This is a genomic window from Saccharothrix variisporea (genome assembly GCF_003634995.1).
Taxonomy (GTDB): domain Bacteria; phylum Actinomycetota; class Actinomycetes; order Mycobacteriales; family Pseudonocardiaceae; genus Actinosynnema; species Actinosynnema variisporeum.
On sequence record NZ_RBXR01000001.1, the window covers coordinates 562,573 to 581,575 of the forward strand.

Here is a 19,003-nt window from a genome sequence, read left to right on the forward strand (position 1 = left end):
TGTGGTGATCACGTCCCAACCTGTTGTGAAGTTCAGGTGGAGGGCCATTGGTCGCGGGCGCGCAGGACGTCGCGGAGGCGGTCGGGGCGGTCGGTGACCAGGCCGTCGACGCCGATGTCGAGCAGGTGGGTCATGTCGTGCTCGTCGTCGATGGTCCAGACGTGGACTTCGAGGCCGCGGCGGTGGGCGGCGCGGACGAAGCGGGGGTCGACGACGGTGAGGCGGCCTTGGGTGGCGGGGACTTGGGCGATGAGGCCGGCGACGGGCAGGCCGATGAGGGGGATGCGGCCGGCGGCCCAGAGGGCGCCTGCGGAGCGGGGTCCCATGCTGGTCATGAGGTCGGGTCCGGCGAGGCGGCGCAGGCGGGCGAGGCGTTTGTCGCTGAAGGAGGCGAGGCAGACGCGGTGGAGGCTGTTGGTGCGGCGCAGGAGGGTGATGACGGGGTCGACGGCGTGGTCGGACTTGACGTCGATGTTGATCTTGGCGTCGGGGAGTTCCTCGAGGAGGTCTTGCAGGCGGGTGATGGGTTCGCGGCCGCCGACGTTGGCTTTCTTGACGGCCGACCAGGGTTGGGTGGCGACGGGGCCGGTGGCGTCGGTGGTGCGGTCGAGGACGTCGTCGTGGTGGACCACGACCACCCCGTCGGAGGTGGCGTGCACGTCGGTCTCCAGGTAGTGGAAGCCTTCGGCGGTGGCGCGGCGGAACGCGGCGAGGGAGTTCTCCATGCCGGTGAGGTCGTCGAGGTGCCAGCCGCGGTGGGCGAAGGCCCGGGGGTGGGGTCCGGAGAGGTAGGGGTGGTTCGTGGTCACAGCGGGAGAGTCTGCCTTGGCGGCGTGGCGCTTCGGTGACCGGTGGGTAGCCGGATACGGTCGCGCGTCATGGAGTTGGTGACCGGGGAGGCCGCGGTGCCGCGCCGGGAGGAGGCCAGGCACTGCGCCTGGTGTGGTCGTCGTCTGCCCGACAGCGGTCGGATCGGTCGGCCGCGGCGGTACTGCGCGCAGCCGTGCCGGCAGCGGGCTTACGAGCGGCGGGCGGCGGTGCAGCGGGGCGGGTTGCCGGAGGACGCGGTGGTGTTGTCCTCGGGTGAGTTGGCGGACCTGCAGGACCGGTTGTTCCAGGTGCGGTGCGCGGCGGAGGACGTGGCGACGGCGGCGGCCGACGGTGCGGGGCGGGCTGAGCTGCGGCGGTTGGCGGAGGAGTTGGTGGAGGCGGCGCGGAGCCTGGAGCGGTTGCGCTGAGCCTGGTCCCGGCGGGGCTGCGCCGGGTTCGCTACGCCGTGGTGATGGTGCCGTTGTCGAGGTGGACGGTGGTGCCCAGGGGGATGGTGCGTTGGGCGGCGCAGTGTCCGAAGGGGATGTCGGCGGTGATGGGGACGCCGAGGTGGGCCAGGCGGTCGTGCAGGACGGCGTGGACGTCGGCGTGGTCGCCGCAGTCGGTGAAGGAGCCCAGGACGATGCCGGCGACCTGGTCGAACCAGCCCTGGCGCAGCAGCGCGGTGAGCAGGCGGTCGAGGCGGTAGGGCTGTTCGCCGACGTCCTCGAGCCACGCGATCGAGCCGGGTGGCGGTGGGGTGTCCAGGAGGCTGAGGGTGCCGCCGGTGGCGGGTCCGGTGGCGGTGCCGGGGACGACGGTGGTGCCGCGCAGGGGGCCGGTGTCGCCGGTGAACAGGGCTTTGCGCAGGTGGTCGCGGGCCGGGCCGTCGTGGACGAAGGCGCGGGTGGCGGGCATGGGGCCGAACCAGGTGCGCAGGCCGAGGCGGTTGAGGCGGTCGTGCAGGGCGGTGGTGTCGCTGGAGCCGACGAAGATCTTGGGGCCGGCTTGGGCGATGGCGTCCCAGTCGATCAGGTCGAGGACGCGTTGGGTGCCGTAGCCGCCGCGGGCGGCGAAGACGGCGGTGGTGGACGGGTCGGTCCAGGCGTCGGTGAGGTCGGCGGCGCGGTCGGCGTCGGTGCCGGCGAGGTGGGGCAGGGTCGGGTGGGTGTCGGTGACGTGCTTGCCGTGCACGACTTCCAGTCCCCAGGCTTCCAGCCAGGCGGTGCCGGCGCGGAGCATGCCGGGGGCGACGGGGCCGGCGGGTGCGACGATCGCGACGCGGTCGCCGGCGCGCAGCAGGCCGTCGCGGTGGTCCCGGTTTGGTTCGGGGGTGGGGTGGTCGTGGCTGGTGGTGGGTGCGGAGTGGACCAGTCGCAACGCGCGCTCCCCCGAGGGTTCCAGGGGGCGGCCTCCGGCCCCCGACGCCAGTGTCCCACGCGGGTACGACAGCGGTGGGCGTGCGGCGGGCGGAGGGGTTGCCGTCGGGTGGGGTGCGCCCGCCGGGGTGTGGCCGGCGGGCGTCGGGTCGGTCTCGAGTGTCATCGGGGGTGGGTCACCGGCGCAGGGGGAGGACGGGGACGTCGGGTGGGGTGAAGCCGAAGACCTGGCCGTAGAAGGACAGTTCGGCCTCCAGCGCGGCGATGATGGACTCGGCTTTGCGGAACCCGTGTTGTTCGCCCTCGAAGGTCAGGTAGGCGTGGTGGATGCCGGTGCCGTCCAGTGCCGCGACGAACCGGTCGGCCTGTTCGGGTGGGCAGATCTCGTCCTCCAGGCCCTGCAGCAGCAGGACGGGGCCGGCCAGGCGGTCCACGCGGTGGGAGGGGGAGCGTTCGGCGTACAGGTCGGCGGCCTGGGGCCAGGGGCCGACGAGGCCTTCGACGTACCGGGACTCGAAGTCGTGGGTCTCGCCGCCGTCGCCGGTCCAGCCGCGCAGGTCCAGGATGGGGAAGGCGACCATGCCGCACCGGTAGGTCTTGACCGAGGTCATCGAGGCGGCGGAGGTCCAGCCGCCGGCGCTGCCGCCGCGGATCCCGAGGCGGGTGGGGTCGGCGGTGCCTTCGTCGGCGAGGGCTTGGGCCACGGCGGCGCAGTCGTTGACGTCCACCACGCCCCACTGGCCGCGCAGCCGTTCGCGGAAGGCGCGGCCGTAGCCGGTGGAGCCGCCGTAGTTGACCGCGACGACGCCGATGCCGCGGCTGGTGAGGTAGGCGATGTCGACGTCGAGGACGGGGGCGCTGCGGCCGGTGGGTCCGCCGTGGACGTGCACGACGTACGGGGGTCGCTCGTCGTCGGGGCCCGCGTAGTCGGGGTTGGTGGGCGGGTAGACGTAGGCGGGGACGTCCTGCCCGTCGGGGCCGGTGAAGACGCGTTCGGCGGGCACGGGCAGGTAGTCGGCCGGGGGTAGGGCGGCGGGGGGCTCGGTGAGGCGGGTCAGCTCGCCGGTGGACAGGTCCAGGCGCACGACGGCGGCTTCCTCGCGGGGGCCGGCGGCGCTGCTGACCACGATCCCGTCGTGCGTGGCCAGGTGGGCGCCCCACACGGGCAGGTCGTTGTCGACGTCGGTGACGGTGCCGGTGCGTTCGTCGAGCACGGCGAGGGCGCCGGAGCGCAGGACGAGGTGGCGTCCGCCGCCGAGGGGGGCGAACCAGCGGTTCCCGAGCCGCCACATCGGCCCGCCCAGTTCCTCCTCGCACGGCGCGAGGTTGGTCTTCGTCCCGTCCGGGGTGATGCGGAACAGGTTCCACCAGCCGTCGGGGTCGGTGAGGGCGAGCAGGTCCGGCCCGTCCCACTCGACCTGGCACACCGCTTCCTGCGGTCCGCCCGCCACGACCCGGTGCTCGCTGGACCCCACGTCGGCCACGCACAGCTCGGTGCCGTCCCAGGGCATGTTCGGGTGGTCCCAGCCGATCCAGGCGAACCGGGTGCCGTCCGGGGACAGGCGCGGGCCGGTCATGAAGTGGTGGCTGGCGGCCAGCACGCGGGGCGCGGAGCCGTCCACGGGGATGGCGACCAGGTCGCGGCGGATGTCGGTGCGCTTGTCGCCGGTGACGGTCTCGCGCACGCACCACACCTCGGTACCCGCGGGTCCGGCGGTCAGGTCGGCGTAGCGGACGCCGTGGTGGCGGGCGGGCGCGTCGGTGATGGGCACCGGGTCGGGCCGCGCCGCGTCGGGGTCGAACAGGTAGACGCGCTGGTCGTCCCAGTTGGTGAAGGCCACGCGCGGACCGTCGGCGGTGTCGAGCACCACCCAGGGCCGCCCGCCGTACTCGTGGACGCGGTTGCGCACGTTCCACGGCGGCGGCAGCAGGTCGCGGCCCTCGCGGACCAGCGCCACCCGTCCGCCCTCGGCGGGTCGTCCCTCCGCCCACCAGGCGCGACCGGCGTGCAGGTCCACCCAGTGCAGGCCGCCTCCGGCCGCGGCGGCGTCGGCCGCGGCGATGGGCGATGTCCACGTTCCGTACGGTGCGATCTTCACCACGCCCGCGACCCTATAGCGGTGGTGGTCGGGCCGGTCAGCGCCGATCGGGCGCGCCGCGGGCTCCACAGATGACGGAAAACCCGGGGGAGGGCTGCCGATCTTGTCCCGGTGGCCTAGGGTCGTTGGTGTCATGGCACGCGTCATCCACGTATTCCGCCAACCCGACCGGTTCGTAGCCGGGACCGTCGGGCAGCCTGGCGAGCGCACGTTCTACCTGCAGGCGGCCGAAGAGGCGCGCCTGGTGAGCGTGGCGCTGGAGAAGCAACAGGTCGCCGTCCTCGCCGAGCGCATCGGGTCGCTGCTGGAGGAGGTGCACCGGCGGTTCGGGGCGGAAGTGCCCGAGTCGGTGCCCGAGGACCTCCGGGACACCGAACCGTTGTCGGTGCCGGTGGAGGAGGAGTTCAAGGTCGGCACGATGGGGCTGGGCTGGGACGCGGAGTCCCGCGCGGTGGTCATCGAACTGCTGGCGATGACCGAGGAGGAGGTCGACGAGGCGGTGGTCCTCGACGACACCGAGGAGGGCCCGGACGCGGTGCGGGTGTTCCTAAGCCCCCTGGAGGCGCGGGCGTTCGCCGAACGCGCCGACCGGGTGGTGCGGGCGGGCCGCAAGCCGTGCCCGCTGTGCTCGGAGCCGCTGGACCCCGACGGTCACGTGTGCCCGCGGCAGAACGGCTACCGGCGCTCGGACGAAGGCTGACCGGCAGTCGTGCGGCCCGGTGACGATGGGGTGCTCGACCTGCTCTCCCGCGGGCGGATCGAGGTCGAGGGCAGGCTGGTCGACGCGTCCAACGCGACGCTGTTCTGCGCGATCAGCCTGGACGGGGTGAGCGCGCAGTGCGTGTACAAGCCGGTGCGCGGCGAGCGGCCGCTGTGGGACTTCCCCGACGGCACGCTCGCCGGCCGCGAGGTCGCCACCTACCTGGTGTCGCAGGCGGCCGGGTTCGGGCTGGTGCCGCCGACGGTGCTGCGGCCGGGTCCGTTCGGGCCGGGCATGGTGCAGCTGTGGGTGGAGACCCGGGAGGACGACGACCTGGTCGACATCGTCCCCGTGGACCAGGTCCGCTCCGGGTGGCGGGCGGTGCTGCGCGCCCACGACCGGCACGGCGACCCGGCGGTGCTGGTGCACGCCGACCACCCGCGGGTGCGGCTGATGGCGGCGTTCGACGCGGTGGTCAACAACGCCGACCGCAAGGGCGGGCACGTCCTGCACGCCGACGACGGCGCGGTCTACGGCGTGGACCACGGCATCTGCCTGCACAGCGACCCCAAGCTGCGCACGGTGCTGTGGGGTTTCCTGGGCGAGCCGCTGCCCGAGGAGGCCGTCGCCGGGTTGCGGGTGGTGCGCGAGCAGCTGTCGGGCGCGTTGGGCGAGGCGCTGCACGAGCACCTGACCCGCGCCGAGGTCGCCGCGCTGGCCGAGCGGGCGGACAAGCTGCTGGCCGCGGGCGTCTACCCCGAGCCCTCCGACGACTGGCCCGCGATCCCCTGGCCCGCGTTCTGAGTCTTCTCCTGGGCGGCCCGGTGGTCGATGGGGTGTAATCGCGTGGGTGAGCGGCGTTCACCTTCGCGATGTGACCGAGGCCGACGTGCTGGTGTTCTTCGAGCACCAGCTCGACCCCGAGGCCAACCACATGGCGGCCTTCGGCGCGGCGGACCCCACCGACCGGGCCGCGTTCCTGGTGCGGTGGGCGCGCATCCTCGCCGACGACAGCGTGCTCACCAAGACCATCGAGTTCGACGGCCGGGTCGTCGGCCACATCGGGCGGTTCACCCAGTTCGGTGAACCCGAGGTGACGTACTGGATCGACCGCGAGTACTGGGGCATGGGGCTGGCCACCGCCGCACTCGCCGAGTTCCTCAAGCTCGACCCGACCCGGCCCCTCTACGCGCGGGCCGCGGTGGACAACCTGGGGTCGCTGCGCGTGCTGGACAAGTGCGGTTTCGTCGCCGTGGGCGAGGACGTCGGCTACGCCGAGGGCCGCGGCGAGGACGTGGAGGAATTCATTTTGCGGCTCGACGCGTGACCGGGAGAGGCTGACGGGGTGACCGCGAAGCTGATCACCCGTTTCGGCCCCGGCGTGCGGGCGTGGATCGACACCCTGCCCGCCCTGGTCGACACCTTCGCCGCCCGCTGGAACCTGGCACCGGTCCGCGAGCTCACCGGCGGCGGCACCTCCCACGCCCTGCTGTGCCGCCGCGCCGGCGACGCGGTCGTGCTGAAACTGACCCCCGACCCGGAGATCGCGCGGCAGGAGCTGGACGCGCTGCGCGCGTGGGAGCCCTCGCCGCGCATGGTCCGGGTCCTGGAGTCCGACGTGGACTCGGGCGCGCTGCTGCTGGAAGGCCTCGAACCCGGCACGCCCGCCACCTACGACCCGCAGCGCATGGTGGAGCTGGTGCAGGCCCTGCACCTGCCGCCGCGCGGCGACTTCCCCACCCTGGCCCGGCGCGTGGACTTCGTGTTCGAGCTGCTGGCCCGCCGCCGCCCCGGCGACTACACCGCCGGGCACGCGGCGGCCGCGGCACTGGCCCGCGACCGGGTCCCGGCGACCCTGCTGCACGGCGACCTGCACCTGGACAACGTGCTGGACGCGGGCGAGCGCGGCCTGGTCGCCATCGACCCGCGCCCCTGCCTGGGCGACCCGGCCAGCGACGCCGTCGACTTCGCCTACTCCGCCCCCGACCTGCGCTCCGGCATCGACGCGCTGTCCGGCGCGGTGGACGGCGACCGGCTGGCCGCGTGGTGCGTCGCATACGCCGACTTCTTCCCCGACCGCCGCGCGGAAGCACTCTCGCTGGGCTGACCCCGGCGTGGCAGGCCGTCATCCGATGGGGTGAGCGGCTAGCGTCGCGGGTCGTGCGATCACAGGACTACGGGCGGGACGTGCTGGTCGGCCCCAGGAAGCGCAAGGTGCCCGAGGTGGCGGCCGAGGTCGGCCTGGTCGTCGAGGACCCCGCCTCCGGGTTCTGCGGCGCGGTCGTCCGGTTCGAGCACGGGCAGGTCGTGCTGGAGGACCGCCACGGCCGGGAACGGCTGTTCCCGCTGCGCCCCGCCGGGTTCCTCGTCGACGGCGCCCCGGTCACCCTCGTGCGTCCGGCACCCACCCAAGCGCAGAAGCCGGTCCGTTCGGCGTCGGGTTCGGTGCGGGTCGAGGGGCTCAAGGCCCGCACCGCCCGCGACTCCCGCATCTGGGTCGAGGGCCTGCACGACGCCGAGCTGGTCGAACGCGTCTGGGGTCACGACCTGCGCGTGGAAGGCGTGGTGGTGGAACCGCTGGACGGCGTGGACGTCCTGGCCGACCGGGTCGCCGAGTTCGGCACCGGGCCTGGCCGCCGGCTGGGTGTCCTGGTCGACCACCTCGTGCCGGGCAGCAAGGAGTCCCGGCTGGTCGCCGCGGTCCGCGACGAGCACGTCCTGGTCACCGGCCACCCGTACGTGGACGTGTGGCAGGCGGTGAAACCGGCGTCGGTCGGGATCGCCGCCTGGCCGGTCGTGCCGCGCGGGGTGCCGTGGAAGGAAGGCGTGTGCCAGGCCCTGGGCTGGGGAGACCCCGCGGCCGGGTGGCGGCGCGTGCTGGCCGGCGTGCGGGGGTTCCGCGACCTGGAGACGCCGCTGATCGGCGCGGTCGAGCGGCTGATCGACTTCGTCACCGAGGGGCAGGACGAGGAGCGGTAACGGGTGAAACGGTCACACCGGGTGCCCGTTGGTGCGAGGATGGCGGTGTGGCCGCGTTGATCTGGTTGATCGTCGGTGTCGCCCTCGTGGCCGCCGAGATCCTCTCCGGCGACTTCGTCCTGGTCATGCTCGGCGCGGCGGCGCTGGGCGCGGCCGGGGTGTCGGCGCTGGGCGCGGGTGAGCTGGTCAGCGCGGCGGCGTTCGCGGTGCTCGCGCTGGGGCTGGTCGTCGGCGCGCGGCCCGCGCTCAAGCGCAGGCTCACCGCCGGACCCGACCACAGGTCCGGGGTGGAGGCGCTGCTGGGCGGCACCGCCGTGGTCGTGTCCACTGTGGACGCGCACGGCGGTAGGGTGCGCATCGGCGGCGAGGTGTGGTCGGCGCGGTCGCTGGACCACAGCGTGCTCGAACCCGGCGCGGAAGTCACGGTGGTCGAGATCCGGGGTGCGACCGCCGTGGTGCTCGGAGTCTGACAAGGGGAGTGACGTGACCACGACGTTGATCGTCATCGCGGTCCTGGTGTTGTTCGTGCTCATCGTCGCGGTCAAGTCCGTGCTGGTGATCCCGCAGGCCACCGCCGCGGTGATCGAGCGGCTGGGCCGCTACCGCACCACCGCCGCGCCCGGCCTGAACATCCTGGTGCCCTTCTTCGACCGGGTGCGGGCCCGCATCGACCTGCGCGAACAGGTCGTGTCGTTCCCGCCGCAGCCGGTGATCACCCAGGACAACCTCACCGTCTCCATCGACACGGTCGTCTACTTCCAGGTCACCGACCCGCGCGCGGCGGTCTACGAGATCTCCAACTACATCGTCGGCGTCGAGCAGCTCGCGACCACGACCCTGCGCAACCTGGTCGGCGGCATGAGCCTGGAGGAGACGCTGACCTCCCGCGACCAGATCAACAACCAGCTGCGGGGCGTCCTGGACGAGGCCACCGGCCGGTGGGGCATCCGCGTGGCGCGGGTGGAGCTCAAGGCGATCGACCCGCCGCCGTCGATCCAGGACTCCATGGAGAAGCAGATGCGCGCCGACCGGGAGAAGCGCGCCATGATCCTCACCGCCGAGGGCCAGCGGGAGTCGGCGATCAAGTCCGCCGAGGGCCAGAAGCAGGCCGCGATCCTGTCCGCCGAGGGCGCCAAGCAGGCGGCGATCCTCGCCGCCGAGGCCGAACGCCAGTCCCGCATCCTGCGCGCCCAGGGCGAGCGCGCCGCCCGCTACCTGCAGGCCCAGGGCCAGGCCAAGGCCATCGAGAAGGTCTTCGCCGCGATCAAGGCCGGCAAACCCACCCCGGAGGTGCTGGCCTACCAGTACCTGCAGACCCTGCCGCAGATGGCCCAGGGCGACGCCAACAAGGTGTGGCTGGTGCCCTCGGACTACGGCAAGGCCCTCGAAGGGTTCGCCCGCATGCTCGGCGCGCCCGGCGAGGACGGCGTGTTCCGCTACGAGCCGCCCGCCGACGAACCCGCCCGCACCACCCCCGAGGACGACGACGCCTCGGTGGCCGACTGGTTCGACACCGCCCCCGACCCGACCGTCGCCGAAGCCGTCCGCGCGGCCGAGGCCGTGGCCCGCAAGGAAGTCCCCGGCCCGCTGGACCGCCCGTCCCTGGGCGAGGCCGCGCCCGACACGACCGCCGCGCTGGGCGCCGGCACCTCCGCCGCCGAGGACGAGCCGCCCCGCTCCCTGCACGAGTAGTCGTGGCGGCCGGGGCGCCGCACAAGGCCCCGGTGACGCGGTGATGATCACACCCCGGGGCACCGGGGTGGAGCAGCGTCACCCAGCGTGCGGTGCGGTTGGATGTGCCGGTGCACCCATTACCCGATCGAGTGAACTACTGGGTGGGTCGCGCCGACGTGCCGTGGGCGCGCCGGTGGGAAGAGCTGGCCGCCGCCGTGGCCGAGCTGTCGGCGGCGGTGCTCGCGGGACCGGGGGGACGGCAACTGGCCGAACAGGTCGCCGAGACCCTGCTCGCCGGGATCGGCGAGCACCGCGGGCACCGCGCCGAACTGGCCGGCCTGGTCGACCGGGTGCTGGACCTGCACGCCGTGGCGTGCGCGACCGACCCGCCCGAACCCGAGCAGCTCGCGCGGTGGCTGCTGCACGTCCAGACCGACTACCCCGAACCGCCCGACGTGCGGCTCGCGCCCTACGCGGCGGCACTGGGCCCCGAAGGGCTCGCCTGGTACCGGCGGGAGGCCGTCGCGCGGTTCGAGCGGCTGCCGGTGATCGGCTACGGCCGGACCGGGCACTACGACCGCGAACGGTGGGCGCTGCTGCGCGTGGTGGAGGAACTGGCCGAACACACCCGTGACGTTGACCTGCACGTGCTGGTGCTGGCCCGCGACCTGTCCTCGGGGTGGCACTACCTGCAGGTCGCCACCGTGCTGCGCGACGCCGGGCGCTCCGAGGAAGCCCTGGAGTGGGTGGCGCGCGGGTTGACCGCCACCGGTGGCCGCGGCGCGGCGGGACGGCTCGTGGACCTCGCGGTCGACGAGTGCCTGCGCGCCGGCACACCCGAACGGGCCCTGCGGTGGCGGCGCGAGGCGTTCCTGGCCTGGCCCACCCCGGAGAACTACCTGCGGCTGCGCGGACTGGCCGTCGCGCAGGGCGTGTGGCCGGCCGTGCGGGACGAGGTGCTGGCCGCCGTCACCGACACCGCCCTGCGCGACCGACTCGCCCGCCACGGCTGACCCCCGCGGTTCCCCGAGGTGTCGGCGTGGCTCAGCCGGGCAGCGGGGGGCGGCGGTCGGTCCACGGGCGGGTGCGTTCCAGCTGGGCCGCGGTGGCCAGGACGGTGTTCTCGCCGTGCGGCGGGCCGACCAGCTGGACCGCCAGCGGCAACCCGGTGCCGGTGTGGCCGGCCGGGACGGCCGCGGCCGGGTTGCCGGTGACGTTCCACAGGTGCAGGAACGTCGTCATGCGCGAGGCGGCCAGCAGCGCCGCCACGGTCGGACGCCGCCGCCATTCCGCGATCCGCAGCGGCGGACGGGTCAGCACCGGCGTCAGCAGCAGGTCGTGGTCGGCGAACACCCGGTTGGCGTGGGTGGTCAAGGGCTCGGTCTGCGCCAGGGCCCGGCGCACGACCCCGCCCGGCAGGGCCCGCCCCAGCGCGGCGACCCGGCGGGTCCGGGCATCCAGGCGGTCGGGGTGGTCCACCGCGGCCTCGCTGATCGCCGCGCAGTGCAGGTAGCGGGCGGCGAACGCGGCCGAGCCCGACACGTCGCGCATCTCGGGGTCCAGGCGCACCACGTCGTGACCGAGGTCGGCCAGCAGGCTCGCGGTGTCCAGGACGGCGTCGCGGACCTCTTCCGCGATCGGGATGCCCGGACCCCACGGGCGCAGCGACACCGCGATCCGCAACCGGCCCGGGTCGGCGGTCGCCGCGGCGGTGTGGTCGTGGCCGGGGGCCAGCACGTCCAGCAGCAGCGCGGCGTCCCGCACGTGCCGGGCGATCGGGCCGGCGGCCACCAGACCGGTCCACACCTGCTCGTCCAGCGGCACGTGGTCGCGGTGCGGCTTGAGACCGAACACCCCCGTGCACGCCGACGGGATGCGCACCGACCCCGCCCCGTCCGTGCCGACCGCCGCACCCACCAACCCCGCGGCGACGGCGGCGGCCGAACCACCGCTGGACCCGCCCGGCGAGTGCCCCGCCGACCACGGGTTGCGCGTCGCCCCCGCCCAGCTGCTCTCGGTGTAGGGCCACAAACCCAGCTCCGGCATCCGCGTGCGGCCCACGACCACCGCGCCCGCCGCACGCAACCGGGCCACGATCCGCGAGTCGGCCGCGGCGACCTTCTCGACCGCGGCCGTGCCGTTGGTCGTGGGCAGACCCGCGATGGCCAGGTCCTCCTTGACCGCCACCGGCACCCCCAGCAGCGGCAGGTCCTCGCCGCGCGCGCGGCGGGCGTCGGCCTCGGCGGCCTCCGCGCGGGCCCGGTCGGCGAACACCAGGCGGAACGCGTTGAGGCGCCGGTCGCGGGCGTCGATGCGGCGCAGGCACTCGGCGACCAGGTCGCGGGAGGTCAGCTCGCCCGCGCGCAGCAGCTCGGCTTGCCGTGCCGCGCCCGCGAAGCACGCGTCGGTCAGGTCCATGGCCGCACCCTAGGGCACCGGGCGGCCCGGACCGGGTCAGGTGGGCCGGTGACGCGCGCGGTGGCGCAGCACGAGGAACGCCACCAGCAGCAGCGGCCACGGGAACGGCAGCGGCGAGGCGATCCACGCCACCACCGCGAGCACGGCCACGACCGCCAGGACCGGCGGGCGGCGGCCGTCCCACCGCGGTCGCGGCGCCCGGGGCGGCGGCTGGGGGAGGTCGAGGGTCAGCGGCGCCAGGTCGGCGCGGTGCACGGCGGCGTAGGCGGCGGCGATGCGCTCCTCCGCCTCGGCCAGGGTCAGCCTGCCCTCGCCGACGGCGTCACGCAGCCGGGCCGCGACCGCGTCCCGTTCGGCGTCGGAGACCCGGACCCCGTCGGCGGGCGGTTGGGTGGGGTGTGTCATGCCCCCGATCCTCCGCGCGGCGAGCGGGTCCCCGCATCGGTCGTGGGGCGGTGACGCGGACTACGCCCCCCGACGTACGCGGTGCGGGCATGATCGGTGTCATGCCGACGTGGGTGCTGTGGCTGGCGGTGGCGCTGGTGCTGATGGTGATCGTCGCGCGGCACCGGCGGCGCGCGCAGGCCGAGGTGCTGCTGGACGAACACGCCCGCCGCCGCACCGAACGGGAAGCGCCGTCGCCGGTGTCGGTGTGGCGGGAGGCCAACCGGTTGTTCCGCGCCGGCGACCGCGAGGGGCTGCTGCTGCTGGCCGAGATCGGACGGGAACTGCCCGCGCGGCGCCAGGACGTGGTGGACACGTGGCTGGCGGCGCTGCGCGGCGGGGTCAGCCGAGGCCTGGACGCCGGGTGGCGCACCGCCGTGCAGAGCGAACTGGTCGCGCACCTGCGGCCCGGCGAGGACTACTGGCCCGGCATGGACGTCCGCGCCGCCGGGGCGATCCTGGTCGAGGTGGACCTGTCCGGGTGCCGGGTCGGCAAGGTCGACTTCACCGGCGCGGTGTTCGTCGGCGACGCGCGGTTCGAGGCCATGACGGTGACCGGGGCGGCGGTGTTCGACGGGGCCCGGTTCCTGCGGCACGGGCTGTTCACCGACACCCTGTTCGCCCGGTCGCTGTCCATGGTCGCCGCGGTGTTCACCGGCAACCTGGGGCTGTCCGGGGTTCAGGTCGCCGACGCCGCCCAGCTGGCCGGGGCGAAGGTGTCGGGGCGGGCGGACCTGCGGCGCGCGGAGTTCGGCGGGCCGGCCGGGTTCGAGACGGTGTTCTTCGGCGGGCGGGCGCTGTTCGGCGAGGTGGTGTTCCACCGGGACGCGCTGTTCACCGGGGCGTGGTTCCGGGGCCGCACCGACGTGACCTCGGCGCTGATCGGGGAGACCGCGGACTTCGGCGGCGCCCGGTTCGGCCGCCGCGTGATGCGCTGACGCGGCTGCCGCACGGTGCGCCGGCCCCGGCCGGTCAGGCGGTGCGCCGGCCCCGGCCGGTCAGGCGGTGCGGCGGCGGTGGCGGGCCACCTGTTCGCGGTTGGCGCAGCGGGTGGTGCAGTAGCGGCGGCGGCCGTTGCGGGAGGTGTCGACGTAGACCGTGCCGCAGCCGGGGCGGGCGCAGTGGCCCAGCCGGCCCGGGTCCTCGCACACCACGTGCGCCAAGCCGGCGGCGGTGAACGCCCGCACGCGGTCGGGGGTGGGGGCCGTCTCCGGCGCGAAGTGCAGGTGGGGGCGGCGGCCGTCGTGGGTGGAGATGTAGGGGCGGGCGGCGGCCTCGGCGAGCAGGGTGTTGACGTGGGCCACGCGGTCGACCTCGCCGGTGAACACCGGTTCCAGCCGCCGCGCCCACGCCCGCAGGTCCGCCGCCTGGGCCTCGCTCAGGGTGCCCAGCGGCTTGTAGGCGTGGTCGCGCAGCAGGTCCAGCAGGTCCGCGGCACCCGCCGCGCGGTCGGCGTTGACCAGGGACGCCGCGAGCTGCGCCGCCGCCCCGCCGTAAGGGTTGAAATGCACTGAACCATGACACCACGCTGGGTGGCGTGACGACCAGCTGCCCTTCCTGCGCGTGGCCCACCACCGACCCCGTCCACCCGGTCTCCGTGCACGGCCGCACGGCCTACCTGCGCTGCGTGTGCGGCCTGTGGCTGGTGCTCGACGCCGGACGGGTGGTCGCCACGGCCGGCTCGCCAAGATCGGCTATCGTCCCGTCCCCGTGACCTCCCGCCGCGAGCTGCTGTGCGACACCGTGATCTCCGTGCTGGCCGCCGAGGGCGGCCGGGGGCTCACGCACCGCGCGGTGGACCGCGCCGCCGGCGTCCCGCTGGGCACCACCAAGAACTACTTCCCCACCCGGGAAGCGCTGCTGCGCGCGGCCGCCGAACGCATGACCCTGCTGCACGCCGACGCCGTGGCCGCGCTGCGCGACACCACCCCCGCCGACGTCACCCCGAGCCGCGTCGCGCAGCTGTACCCGGCGTTGCTGCGCCGCGCGGTCCTGGAGGACCCGACCCAGCTGCTCGCCATGGCCGAGCTGTACCTGGAAGCGGTGCGCCGGCCCGCCGTGCGCGAAGCACTGGGGCGGATGGTGGTGTCCAACGCCGAAGCGGGCGCGTCCCTGCACCGCACCGCCGGCCTGCCCTCCACCACCCGCGACGCCGGCCTGCTCGACGCCTACTTCCTCGGCGTGGCCGTGTCCCTGCTCGCGCTGCCCGCCGAAGCCCTGCGCGCCACCGGCCTGGACGACCCGCACGCGCTGGGCCTGGGCCTGTTCCGTGCCGCCATACCGACCTCGGGGCACGCCGTACCGACCTCAGGGCACGGGGACCAGCCGCTGGACCCCGGTGGCGACCAGCCGGGTGGGCACGGCGGGGACCGCGCCGCAGCTCGCCGGCCGCGCGGGCGGTAGCTCCTGGTCCACCACGTCCACCCGCCACGCCCGGCCGTCGACGTGCCGCACGGTGGTGCCCCGCACGGTCAGCACGTCCCGCCGCTCGCCCAGCCGCTCCCGCACCGCCAGTTCCGCGACCTGCCCCTCCTTCGGGAACGCCGAACGGCCCCGGCAGCGCTCCACCACCACCCGACCCCGGGCGGCCTCGGCCAGCAGGTGCCGCGCGAACGGCACGTCCAGGCGCCCGTACAGGTAGCCGGTGGGCAGCAGCACGCCGGTGGGGGAGAAGCGGTGACCTCCGGTGTGGGTGCACTCCCACACCGCCTCCGGGTGCGACGCCGCCAACTCCGCCACCAGCGGACGCCCCCACAGCGCGCAGCACACGTCCCGCCGGCTGTTCGTGCACACCATCAACAACGGCTCGGCGACCGGCTCACCCCAGCCCGGCCGCACACCCGCCGCCAGCGCGGCGAAGTCCAGCTCCAGCAGGCGCCGCGGGTCGGTGTCGGCGCGTTCCAGCCACGACGCGCCCGGCGCCGTGGACGCCACGTACACCCGGCGCGGCGTAGGCCGGTGGGTGTCGGCGTGGTGACCGGGACGGCGGATCAGCAGCACCCGCACCCCGGCGGCGTCGGCACGGCGGCCCAACTCCGCGCCCAGCGCCGGGTCCAGGTGGCTCTCGGTGAGCGCGTTCGCGCCCCACGGGCCGGGCTGCTCCAGGCAGATCCACGCGGCGGCGGTGGCGGCGGTACCCGCCTGCGGCTCGTGCAGGGCCGCCGACACGGCGGCACAGCGTGGCTCGGTCACCACCCCAGGGTGCACCCGTAGGGCCGTTCGGGTGACATCGGGGTGCCGATCCGCTCACAGCGGAACACCCGCCGGCCCCGGCGTGCCGCCCCGTACGGTGGCGGGCGTGATCACCGGAACCGCGGCCGGCGTCCCGTACGTGGCGCTGCCGCCCCGCACCGGCACCCGACTGGTCCTCGTGTGGCACCTGCTCGGCCAACCCGGCACCCCGCAGGACATGGCCGCCACGCTGCCGCTGCCCGACGTGGACGCCTGGCGCGTCTACCCGGCCCTGCCGCTGCGCGACCCCAGCCCCGACTTCCTCCTCGACGGCTACGCGCCCCTGGTCGCCGAAGCCGCCGACGCCGTGCCGGACCTGGTGACCGCGCTGCGCGGCGACCTGGGCTGCGCCGGACCGGTCGACGTGGTCGGCGGGTCCGCCGGCGGGCACGTGGCGCTGCTGACCGCCGTGCGCGGCGAGGTCCCGGTGCGGCGGGTCGCGGTGGTCAACCCGGCGGTGACCGCGGAGTCGGTGGTCGAGGCGTCGGTTGCCGCCGGGTTCCTGCCCGCCTACGACTGGACACCCGCCGCCCGCGCCGCCGCCGCGCCCCTGGACGTCCTCGCCGTCGCCGACCGGCTCACCGCGCCCCTGCTGCTAGTGCGCGGCGAGCAGGAGTACCCGGCGTTCCGGCCCGTGCAGCAACGGCTGTGCGACGCCGTTCCCGCCGCGAAATTGGTCGACGTGGCGGGCCTGGCGCACATGCTCGTCACCCGGACCGACGAGGTGGGCGCGGAGGTGGGCGCGTGGCTGACCGCGTGAACGCGGTGAACGGAGCCGACCGGCTGACCGTCGTCACCGGCGGCAGCCGGGGCATCGGCGCGGCCACCGTGCGCAGGCTCCACGCCGAAGGCCACCGCGTCGTCCTGGGCTACCGCGCCGCCCGCGACGAGGCCGAACGGCTCGCCGCGCAGGTCGACGGGCTCGCCGTGCGCTGCGAGGTCTCCGACCCCGACGACGTCGACGCCCTGTTCACCGCCGCCGCCGCGCTGGGCCGCGTCACCGGGGTGGTGATCAACGCCGGCGTCACCAGCCCCGCCGGCCCCCTGGCCGACACCGAGGTCGCCGACCTGCGCCGCGTGCTCGACGTCAACGTCCTGGGCGCCCTGCTGTGCGCCCGCCGCGCCGCCCGCGACCTGGGTGAGGGTGGGGCGATCGTGTCGGTGTCCTCCGCCGCCGCGACCCTGGGCAGCCCGGGGGAGTACGTCCACTACGCCGCGAGCAAGGCCGCCGTCGACGCCATGACCGTGGGCCTGGCCAAGGAACTGGGTCCACGCGGCATCCGCGTCAACGCCGTCGCCGCCGGCACCGTCCACACCGACATCCACCAACTGTCCGGCATCCCCGACCGCCCCGACCGCGTCGCCCCGCTCATCCCGCTGCGCCGCGCCGGACAACCCGAGGAGATCGCCGCCGCCATCGCCTGGCTCCTCGGCGACGACGCCTCCTTCACCACCGGCGCGATCCTGCGCGTCGCCGGCGGCCTCTAGGACGTCACGCCCCCGCGGTCACCGACAGCCGGGGAGCGGTCAGCACGCGCGGGCCGGACTCGGTGATCGCCACCGTGTGCTCCACGTGCGCCGCGCGGCTCCCGTCGACCGTGCGCAACGCCCACCCGTCCGGGTCGGTGGTGTAGGCGTCACGGCCGCCCGCGTGCACCATCGGCTCGATCGCCAACGCCACCCCCGGCCGCAGCGTCATGCCCCGACCCGGACGGCCCTCGTTGGGCACACCCGGCGACTCGTGCATCGCCCGCCCGATGCCGTGACCGCCGAAGTCCTCCGGCATCCCGTAGCCCGCGCCCCGCACGACCCGGCCGATCGCCGCCGACACGTCACCCAGCCGCGCGCCCGGCACCGCCGCCGCGATCCCCGCCGCCAGCGCCCGTTCCGCCGTCTCGATCAGGGCCAGGTCCGCCGGGTCGGCCTGTCCGACGACGAAGCTGATCGCCGAGTCGCCGTGCCAGCCGTCCACGTGCGCACCGCAGTCGATGCTGACCAGGTCGCCCTCGCGCAGCCGGTAGCCGTCCGGGATGCCGTGCACGATCACGTCGTTGACCGACGCGCAGATGTAGCCGGGGAACGGCGTCGGCGCGAACGACGGCCGGTAGTGCAGGAACGACGAACCCGCGCCCGCCGACCGGATCACCTCCGCCGCCACCTCGTCCAACTCCAGCAGCGACACCCCGACGCCGGCGTGCGCGCGGACCGCCGTCAACGCGTCGGCCACCACCAGCCCCGCCACGCGCATCGCGTCGAACTCGGCGGGGGACTTCAACTCGATCACCGACACAACCTCCAACCGTGATACCTATACCGGTATAGATATCACAGCCGCGCCGGTATTACTATCACGCCCATGGTGCGACAGCCGCTCACCCAGTCCGACCGCGTCCGCGGCGAACGCCTCGGCGACGCCCTCCGCGCCGCCCGCGGCGACCGCAGCATGGTCCAGATCGCCACCGCCGCCGGCATCTCCGTGGAAACCCTGCGCAAGATCGAACGCGGGCGCATCCCCACCCCGGCCTTCTTCACCGTCGCCGCCCTCGCCGACGCCGTCGGGCTCTCCCTCGACGACCTGTGCCGCCGACTGGCCACCCCGTCCCAGGACACCGCCTCGGAACCCGCGGCCTAGATGCCCGACCACACCACCCCGCAACCCGTCCCGCTCGTCCCCGAGATCACCCTGCACACCGCCGAGGACATCACCGCCCTCTGGGAACACACCGGCGCACCCGACCCACCCTTCTGGGCCTTCCCCTGGGCCGGCGGCCAAGCACTGGCCCGCCACCTGCTCGACCACCCCCACACCACCGCCGGCCGCACCGTCCTCGACCTCGCCACCGGCTCCGGCCTCGTCGCCATCGCCGCCGCCCGCACCGGCGCCACCCACGTCACCGCCAACGACGTCGACCCCCTCGCGGGCCGAGCCGCCACCCGCAACGCCCGCGCCAACGGCGTCACCCTCACCGTCGAGATCGCCGACCTGCTCGACACCGACACCGACCACGACGTCGTCCTCGCCGGCGACGTCTTCTACGACCGCGACATGGCCGCCCGCGTCCTGCCCTTCCTCCACCGCGCCCACACCCGCGGCGCCCTCGTCCTCATCGGCGACCCCGGCCGCAGCCACCTGCCCCGCACCGGACTCACCCACGTCGCCACCCACGACGTCCCCGTCCCGCACGACCTCGAAGGCACCACCCTGCGCACCACCCGCGTCTGGCGCCTGTAGAAAACCGCTACCAGGCACCCCGGCACCCCACTAGCGT

24 protein-coding genes are annotated in these 19,003 nt (G+C 74.9%); 16 read left to right on the plus strand and 8 right to left on the minus strand.

From position 1 onward, the window contains the following. Positions 1–32: 32 nt before the first annotated feature. Positions 33–809: a glycerophosphodiester phosphodiesterase family protein gene (locus DFJ66_RS02535; RefSeq protein WP_121217553.1), complete on the minus strand. Its 777-nt coding sequence runs from the start codon at positions 807–809 to the stop codon at positions 33–35. 69 nt (positions 810–878) lie between these two features. Here DFJ66_RS02535 and DFJ66_RS02540 point away from each other — a divergent pair, with 69 nt between their 5' ends. After that, positions 879–1,238, plus strand: a complete 360-nt coding sequence (locus DFJ66_RS02540; RefSeq protein ID WP_121217555.1) for a hypothetical protein — start codon at positions 879–881, stop codon at positions 1,236–1,238. Between the two features lie 31 nt (positions 1,239–1,269). Here DFJ66_RS02540 and DFJ66_RS02545 read toward each other — a convergent pair whose 3' ends face one another. Together DFJ66_RS02545 and DFJ66_RS02550 are read right to left on the minus strand one after the other, a co-directional pair. Continuing rightward, positions 1,270–2,190, minus strand: a complete 921-nt coding sequence (locus DFJ66_RS02545) for a S66 peptidase family protein (protein ID WP_246029538.1) — start codon at positions 2,188–2,190, stop codon at positions 1,270–1,272. A gap of 175 nt (positions 2,191–2,365) precedes the next feature. Continuing rightward, a complete protein-coding gene (locus DFJ66_RS02550) occupies positions 2,366–4,291 on the minus strand; it encodes a dipeptidyl-peptidase 5 (RefSeq protein ID WP_121217559.1) in 1,926 nt (641 codons plus the stop codon). A gap of 130 nt (positions 4,292–4,421) precedes the next feature. Between DFJ66_RS02550 and DFJ66_RS02555 the strand changes: the two genes are divergently transcribed. The 8 genes from DFJ66_RS02555 to DFJ66_RS02590 all read left to right on the plus strand — a co-directional run bounded on the left by DFJ66_RS02555 (position 4,422) and on the right by DFJ66_RS02590 (position 10,654). After that, positions 4,422–4,988: a DUF3090 domain-containing protein gene (locus DFJ66_RS02555; protein WP_121217561.1), complete on the plus strand. Its 567-nt coding sequence runs from the start codon at positions 4,422–4,424 to the stop codon at positions 4,986–4,988. Positions 4,989–5,018: 30 nt separating this feature from the next. Beyond that, positions 5,019–5,792: an SCO1664 family protein gene (locus tag DFJ66_RS02560; RefSeq protein WP_246029539.1), complete on the plus strand. Its 774-nt coding sequence runs from the start codon at positions 5,019–5,021 to the stop codon at positions 5,790–5,792. 70 nt (positions 5,793–5,862) lie between these two features. Then, positions 5,863–6,315, plus strand: a complete 453-nt coding sequence (locus DFJ66_RS02565; protein ID WP_246029540.1) for a GNAT family N-acetyltransferase — start codon at positions 5,863–5,865, stop codon at positions 6,313–6,315. 18 nt (positions 6,316–6,333) lie between these two features. Next, positions 6,334–7,095 carry an aminoglycoside phosphotransferase family protein gene (locus tag DFJ66_RS02570; RefSeq protein ID WP_121217567.1) on the plus strand — a complete coding sequence of 254 codons (762 nt, stop codon included), beginning with the start codon at positions 6,334–6,336 and terminating at the stop codon, positions 7,093–7,095. Positions 7,096–7,148: 53 nt separating this feature from the next. Then, positions 7,149–7,967 (plus strand): DUF3097 domain-containing protein, encoded by an 819-nt coding sequence (locus DFJ66_RS02575; RefSeq protein ID WP_121217569.1) that lies wholly within the window; start codon positions 7,149–7,151, stop codon positions 7,965–7,967. A gap of 47 nt (positions 7,968–8,014) precedes the next feature. After that, on the plus strand, positions 8,015–8,437 hold the full coding sequence (locus DFJ66_RS02580) for an NfeD family protein (RefSeq protein WP_121217571.1): 423 nt from the start codon (positions 8,015–8,017) through the stop codon (positions 8,435–8,437). 13 nt (positions 8,438–8,450) lie between these two features. Continuing rightward, positions 8,451–9,659 (plus strand): SPFH domain-containing protein, encoded by a 1,209-nt coding sequence (locus DFJ66_RS02585; protein WP_246029541.1) that lies wholly within the window; start codon positions 8,451–8,453, stop codon positions 9,657–9,659. 131 nt (positions 9,660–9,790) lie between these two features. Further along, entirely contained in the window at positions 9,791–10,654 is an 864-nt protein-coding gene (locus DFJ66_RS02590) for a hypothetical protein (protein WP_246029542.1), read from the plus strand. A 31-nt stretch (positions 10,655–10,685) separates the two neighbouring features. Here the strand turns inward: DFJ66_RS02590 and DFJ66_RS02595 are convergent, their stop codons facing one another. Together DFJ66_RS02595 and DFJ66_RS02600 are read right to left on the minus strand one after the other, a co-directional pair. Then, positions 10,686–12,059, minus strand: coding sequence for an amidase (locus DFJ66_RS02595; protein WP_121217573.1), 1,374 nt, complete (start codon positions 12,057–12,059; stop codon positions 10,686–10,688). 36 nt (positions 12,060–12,095) lie between these two features. Beyond that, entirely contained in the window at positions 12,096–12,464 is a 369-nt protein-coding gene (locus tag DFJ66_RS02600; protein WP_121217575.1) for a DUF1707 SHOCT-like domain-containing protein, read from the minus strand. Between the two features lie 101 nt (positions 12,465–12,565). Here DFJ66_RS02600 and DFJ66_RS02605 point away from each other — a divergent pair, with 101 nt between their 5' ends. Further along, positions 12,566–13,441 carry a pentapeptide repeat-containing protein gene (locus tag DFJ66_RS02605; RefSeq protein ID WP_211350943.1) on the plus strand — a complete coding sequence of 292 codons (876 nt, stop codon included), beginning with the start codon at positions 12,566–12,568 and terminating at the stop codon, positions 13,439–13,441. 60 nt (positions 13,442–13,501) lie between these two features. On the opposite strand, the gene DFJ66_RS02610 is transcribed toward DFJ66_RS02605, so the two are convergent. Continuing rightward, positions 13,502–14,014, minus strand: coding sequence for a CGNR zinc finger domain-containing protein (locus DFJ66_RS02610; protein ID WP_121217579.1), 513 nt, complete (start codon positions 14,012–14,014; stop codon positions 13,502–13,504). Positions 14,015–14,040: 26 nt separating this feature from the next. Between DFJ66_RS02610 and DFJ66_RS02615 the strand changes: the two genes are divergently transcribed. Together DFJ66_RS02615 and DFJ66_RS02620 are read left to right on the plus strand one after the other, a co-directional pair. Next, entirely contained in the window at positions 14,041–14,217 is a 177-nt protein-coding gene (locus DFJ66_RS02615) for a hypothetical protein (protein WP_211351704.1), read from the plus strand. Beyond that, positions 14,214–14,906, plus strand: coding sequence for a TetR/AcrR family transcriptional regulator (locus DFJ66_RS02620; RefSeq protein WP_246029543.1), 693 nt, complete (start codon positions 14,214–14,216; stop codon positions 14,904–14,906). The genes DFJ66_RS02615 and DFJ66_RS02620 overlap by 4 nt, the downstream gene beginning before the upstream one ends. On the opposite strand, the gene DFJ66_RS02625 is transcribed toward DFJ66_RS02620, so the two are convergent. Beyond that, positions 14,811–15,695, minus strand: coding sequence for a ferredoxin family protein (locus DFJ66_RS02625; protein WP_246029544.1), 885 nt, complete (start codon positions 15,693–15,695; stop codon positions 14,811–14,813). The two genes, DFJ66_RS02620 and DFJ66_RS02625, sit on opposite strands and share 96 nt — an antisense overlap. A gap of 106 nt (positions 15,696–15,801) precedes the next feature. Here DFJ66_RS02625 and DFJ66_RS02630 point away from each other — a divergent pair, with 106 nt between their 5' ends. Continuing rightward, complete coding sequence (locus DFJ66_RS02630) at positions 15,802–16,494, plus strand: alpha/beta fold hydrolase (protein WP_121217585.1); 693 nt, start codon at positions 15,802–15,804, stop codon at positions 16,492–16,494. Continuing rightward, positions 16,479–17,222: an SDR family oxidoreductase gene (locus tag DFJ66_RS02635; protein ID WP_246029545.1), complete on the plus strand. Its 744-nt coding sequence runs from the start codon at positions 16,479–16,481 to the stop codon at positions 17,220–17,222. The genes DFJ66_RS02630 and DFJ66_RS02635 overlap by 16 nt, the downstream gene beginning before the upstream one ends. A gap of 4 nt (positions 17,223–17,226) precedes the next feature. On the opposite strand, the gene map is transcribed toward DFJ66_RS02635, so the two are convergent. Further along, the gene (gene map / locus DFJ66_RS02640; protein ID WP_121230544.1) at positions 17,227–18,018 is read right to left on the minus strand and encodes a type I methionyl aminopeptidase; all 792 of its coding nucleotides are present in this window, start codon (positions 18,016–18,018) and stop codon (positions 17,227–17,229) included. 72 nt (positions 18,019–18,090) lie between these two features. Between map and DFJ66_RS02645 the strand changes: the two genes are divergently transcribed. Beyond that, on the plus strand, positions 18,091–18,366 hold the full coding sequence (locus DFJ66_RS02645; protein ID WP_121217587.1) for a helix-turn-helix domain-containing protein: 276 nt from the start codon (positions 18,091–18,093) through the stop codon (positions 18,364–18,366). After that, positions 18,367–18,966, plus strand: coding sequence for a class I SAM-dependent methyltransferase (locus tag DFJ66_RS02650; RefSeq protein ID WP_121217589.1), 600 nt, complete (start codon positions 18,367–18,369; stop codon positions 18,964–18,966). The last annotated feature ends 37 nt before the right edge of the window (positions 18,967–19,003 follow it).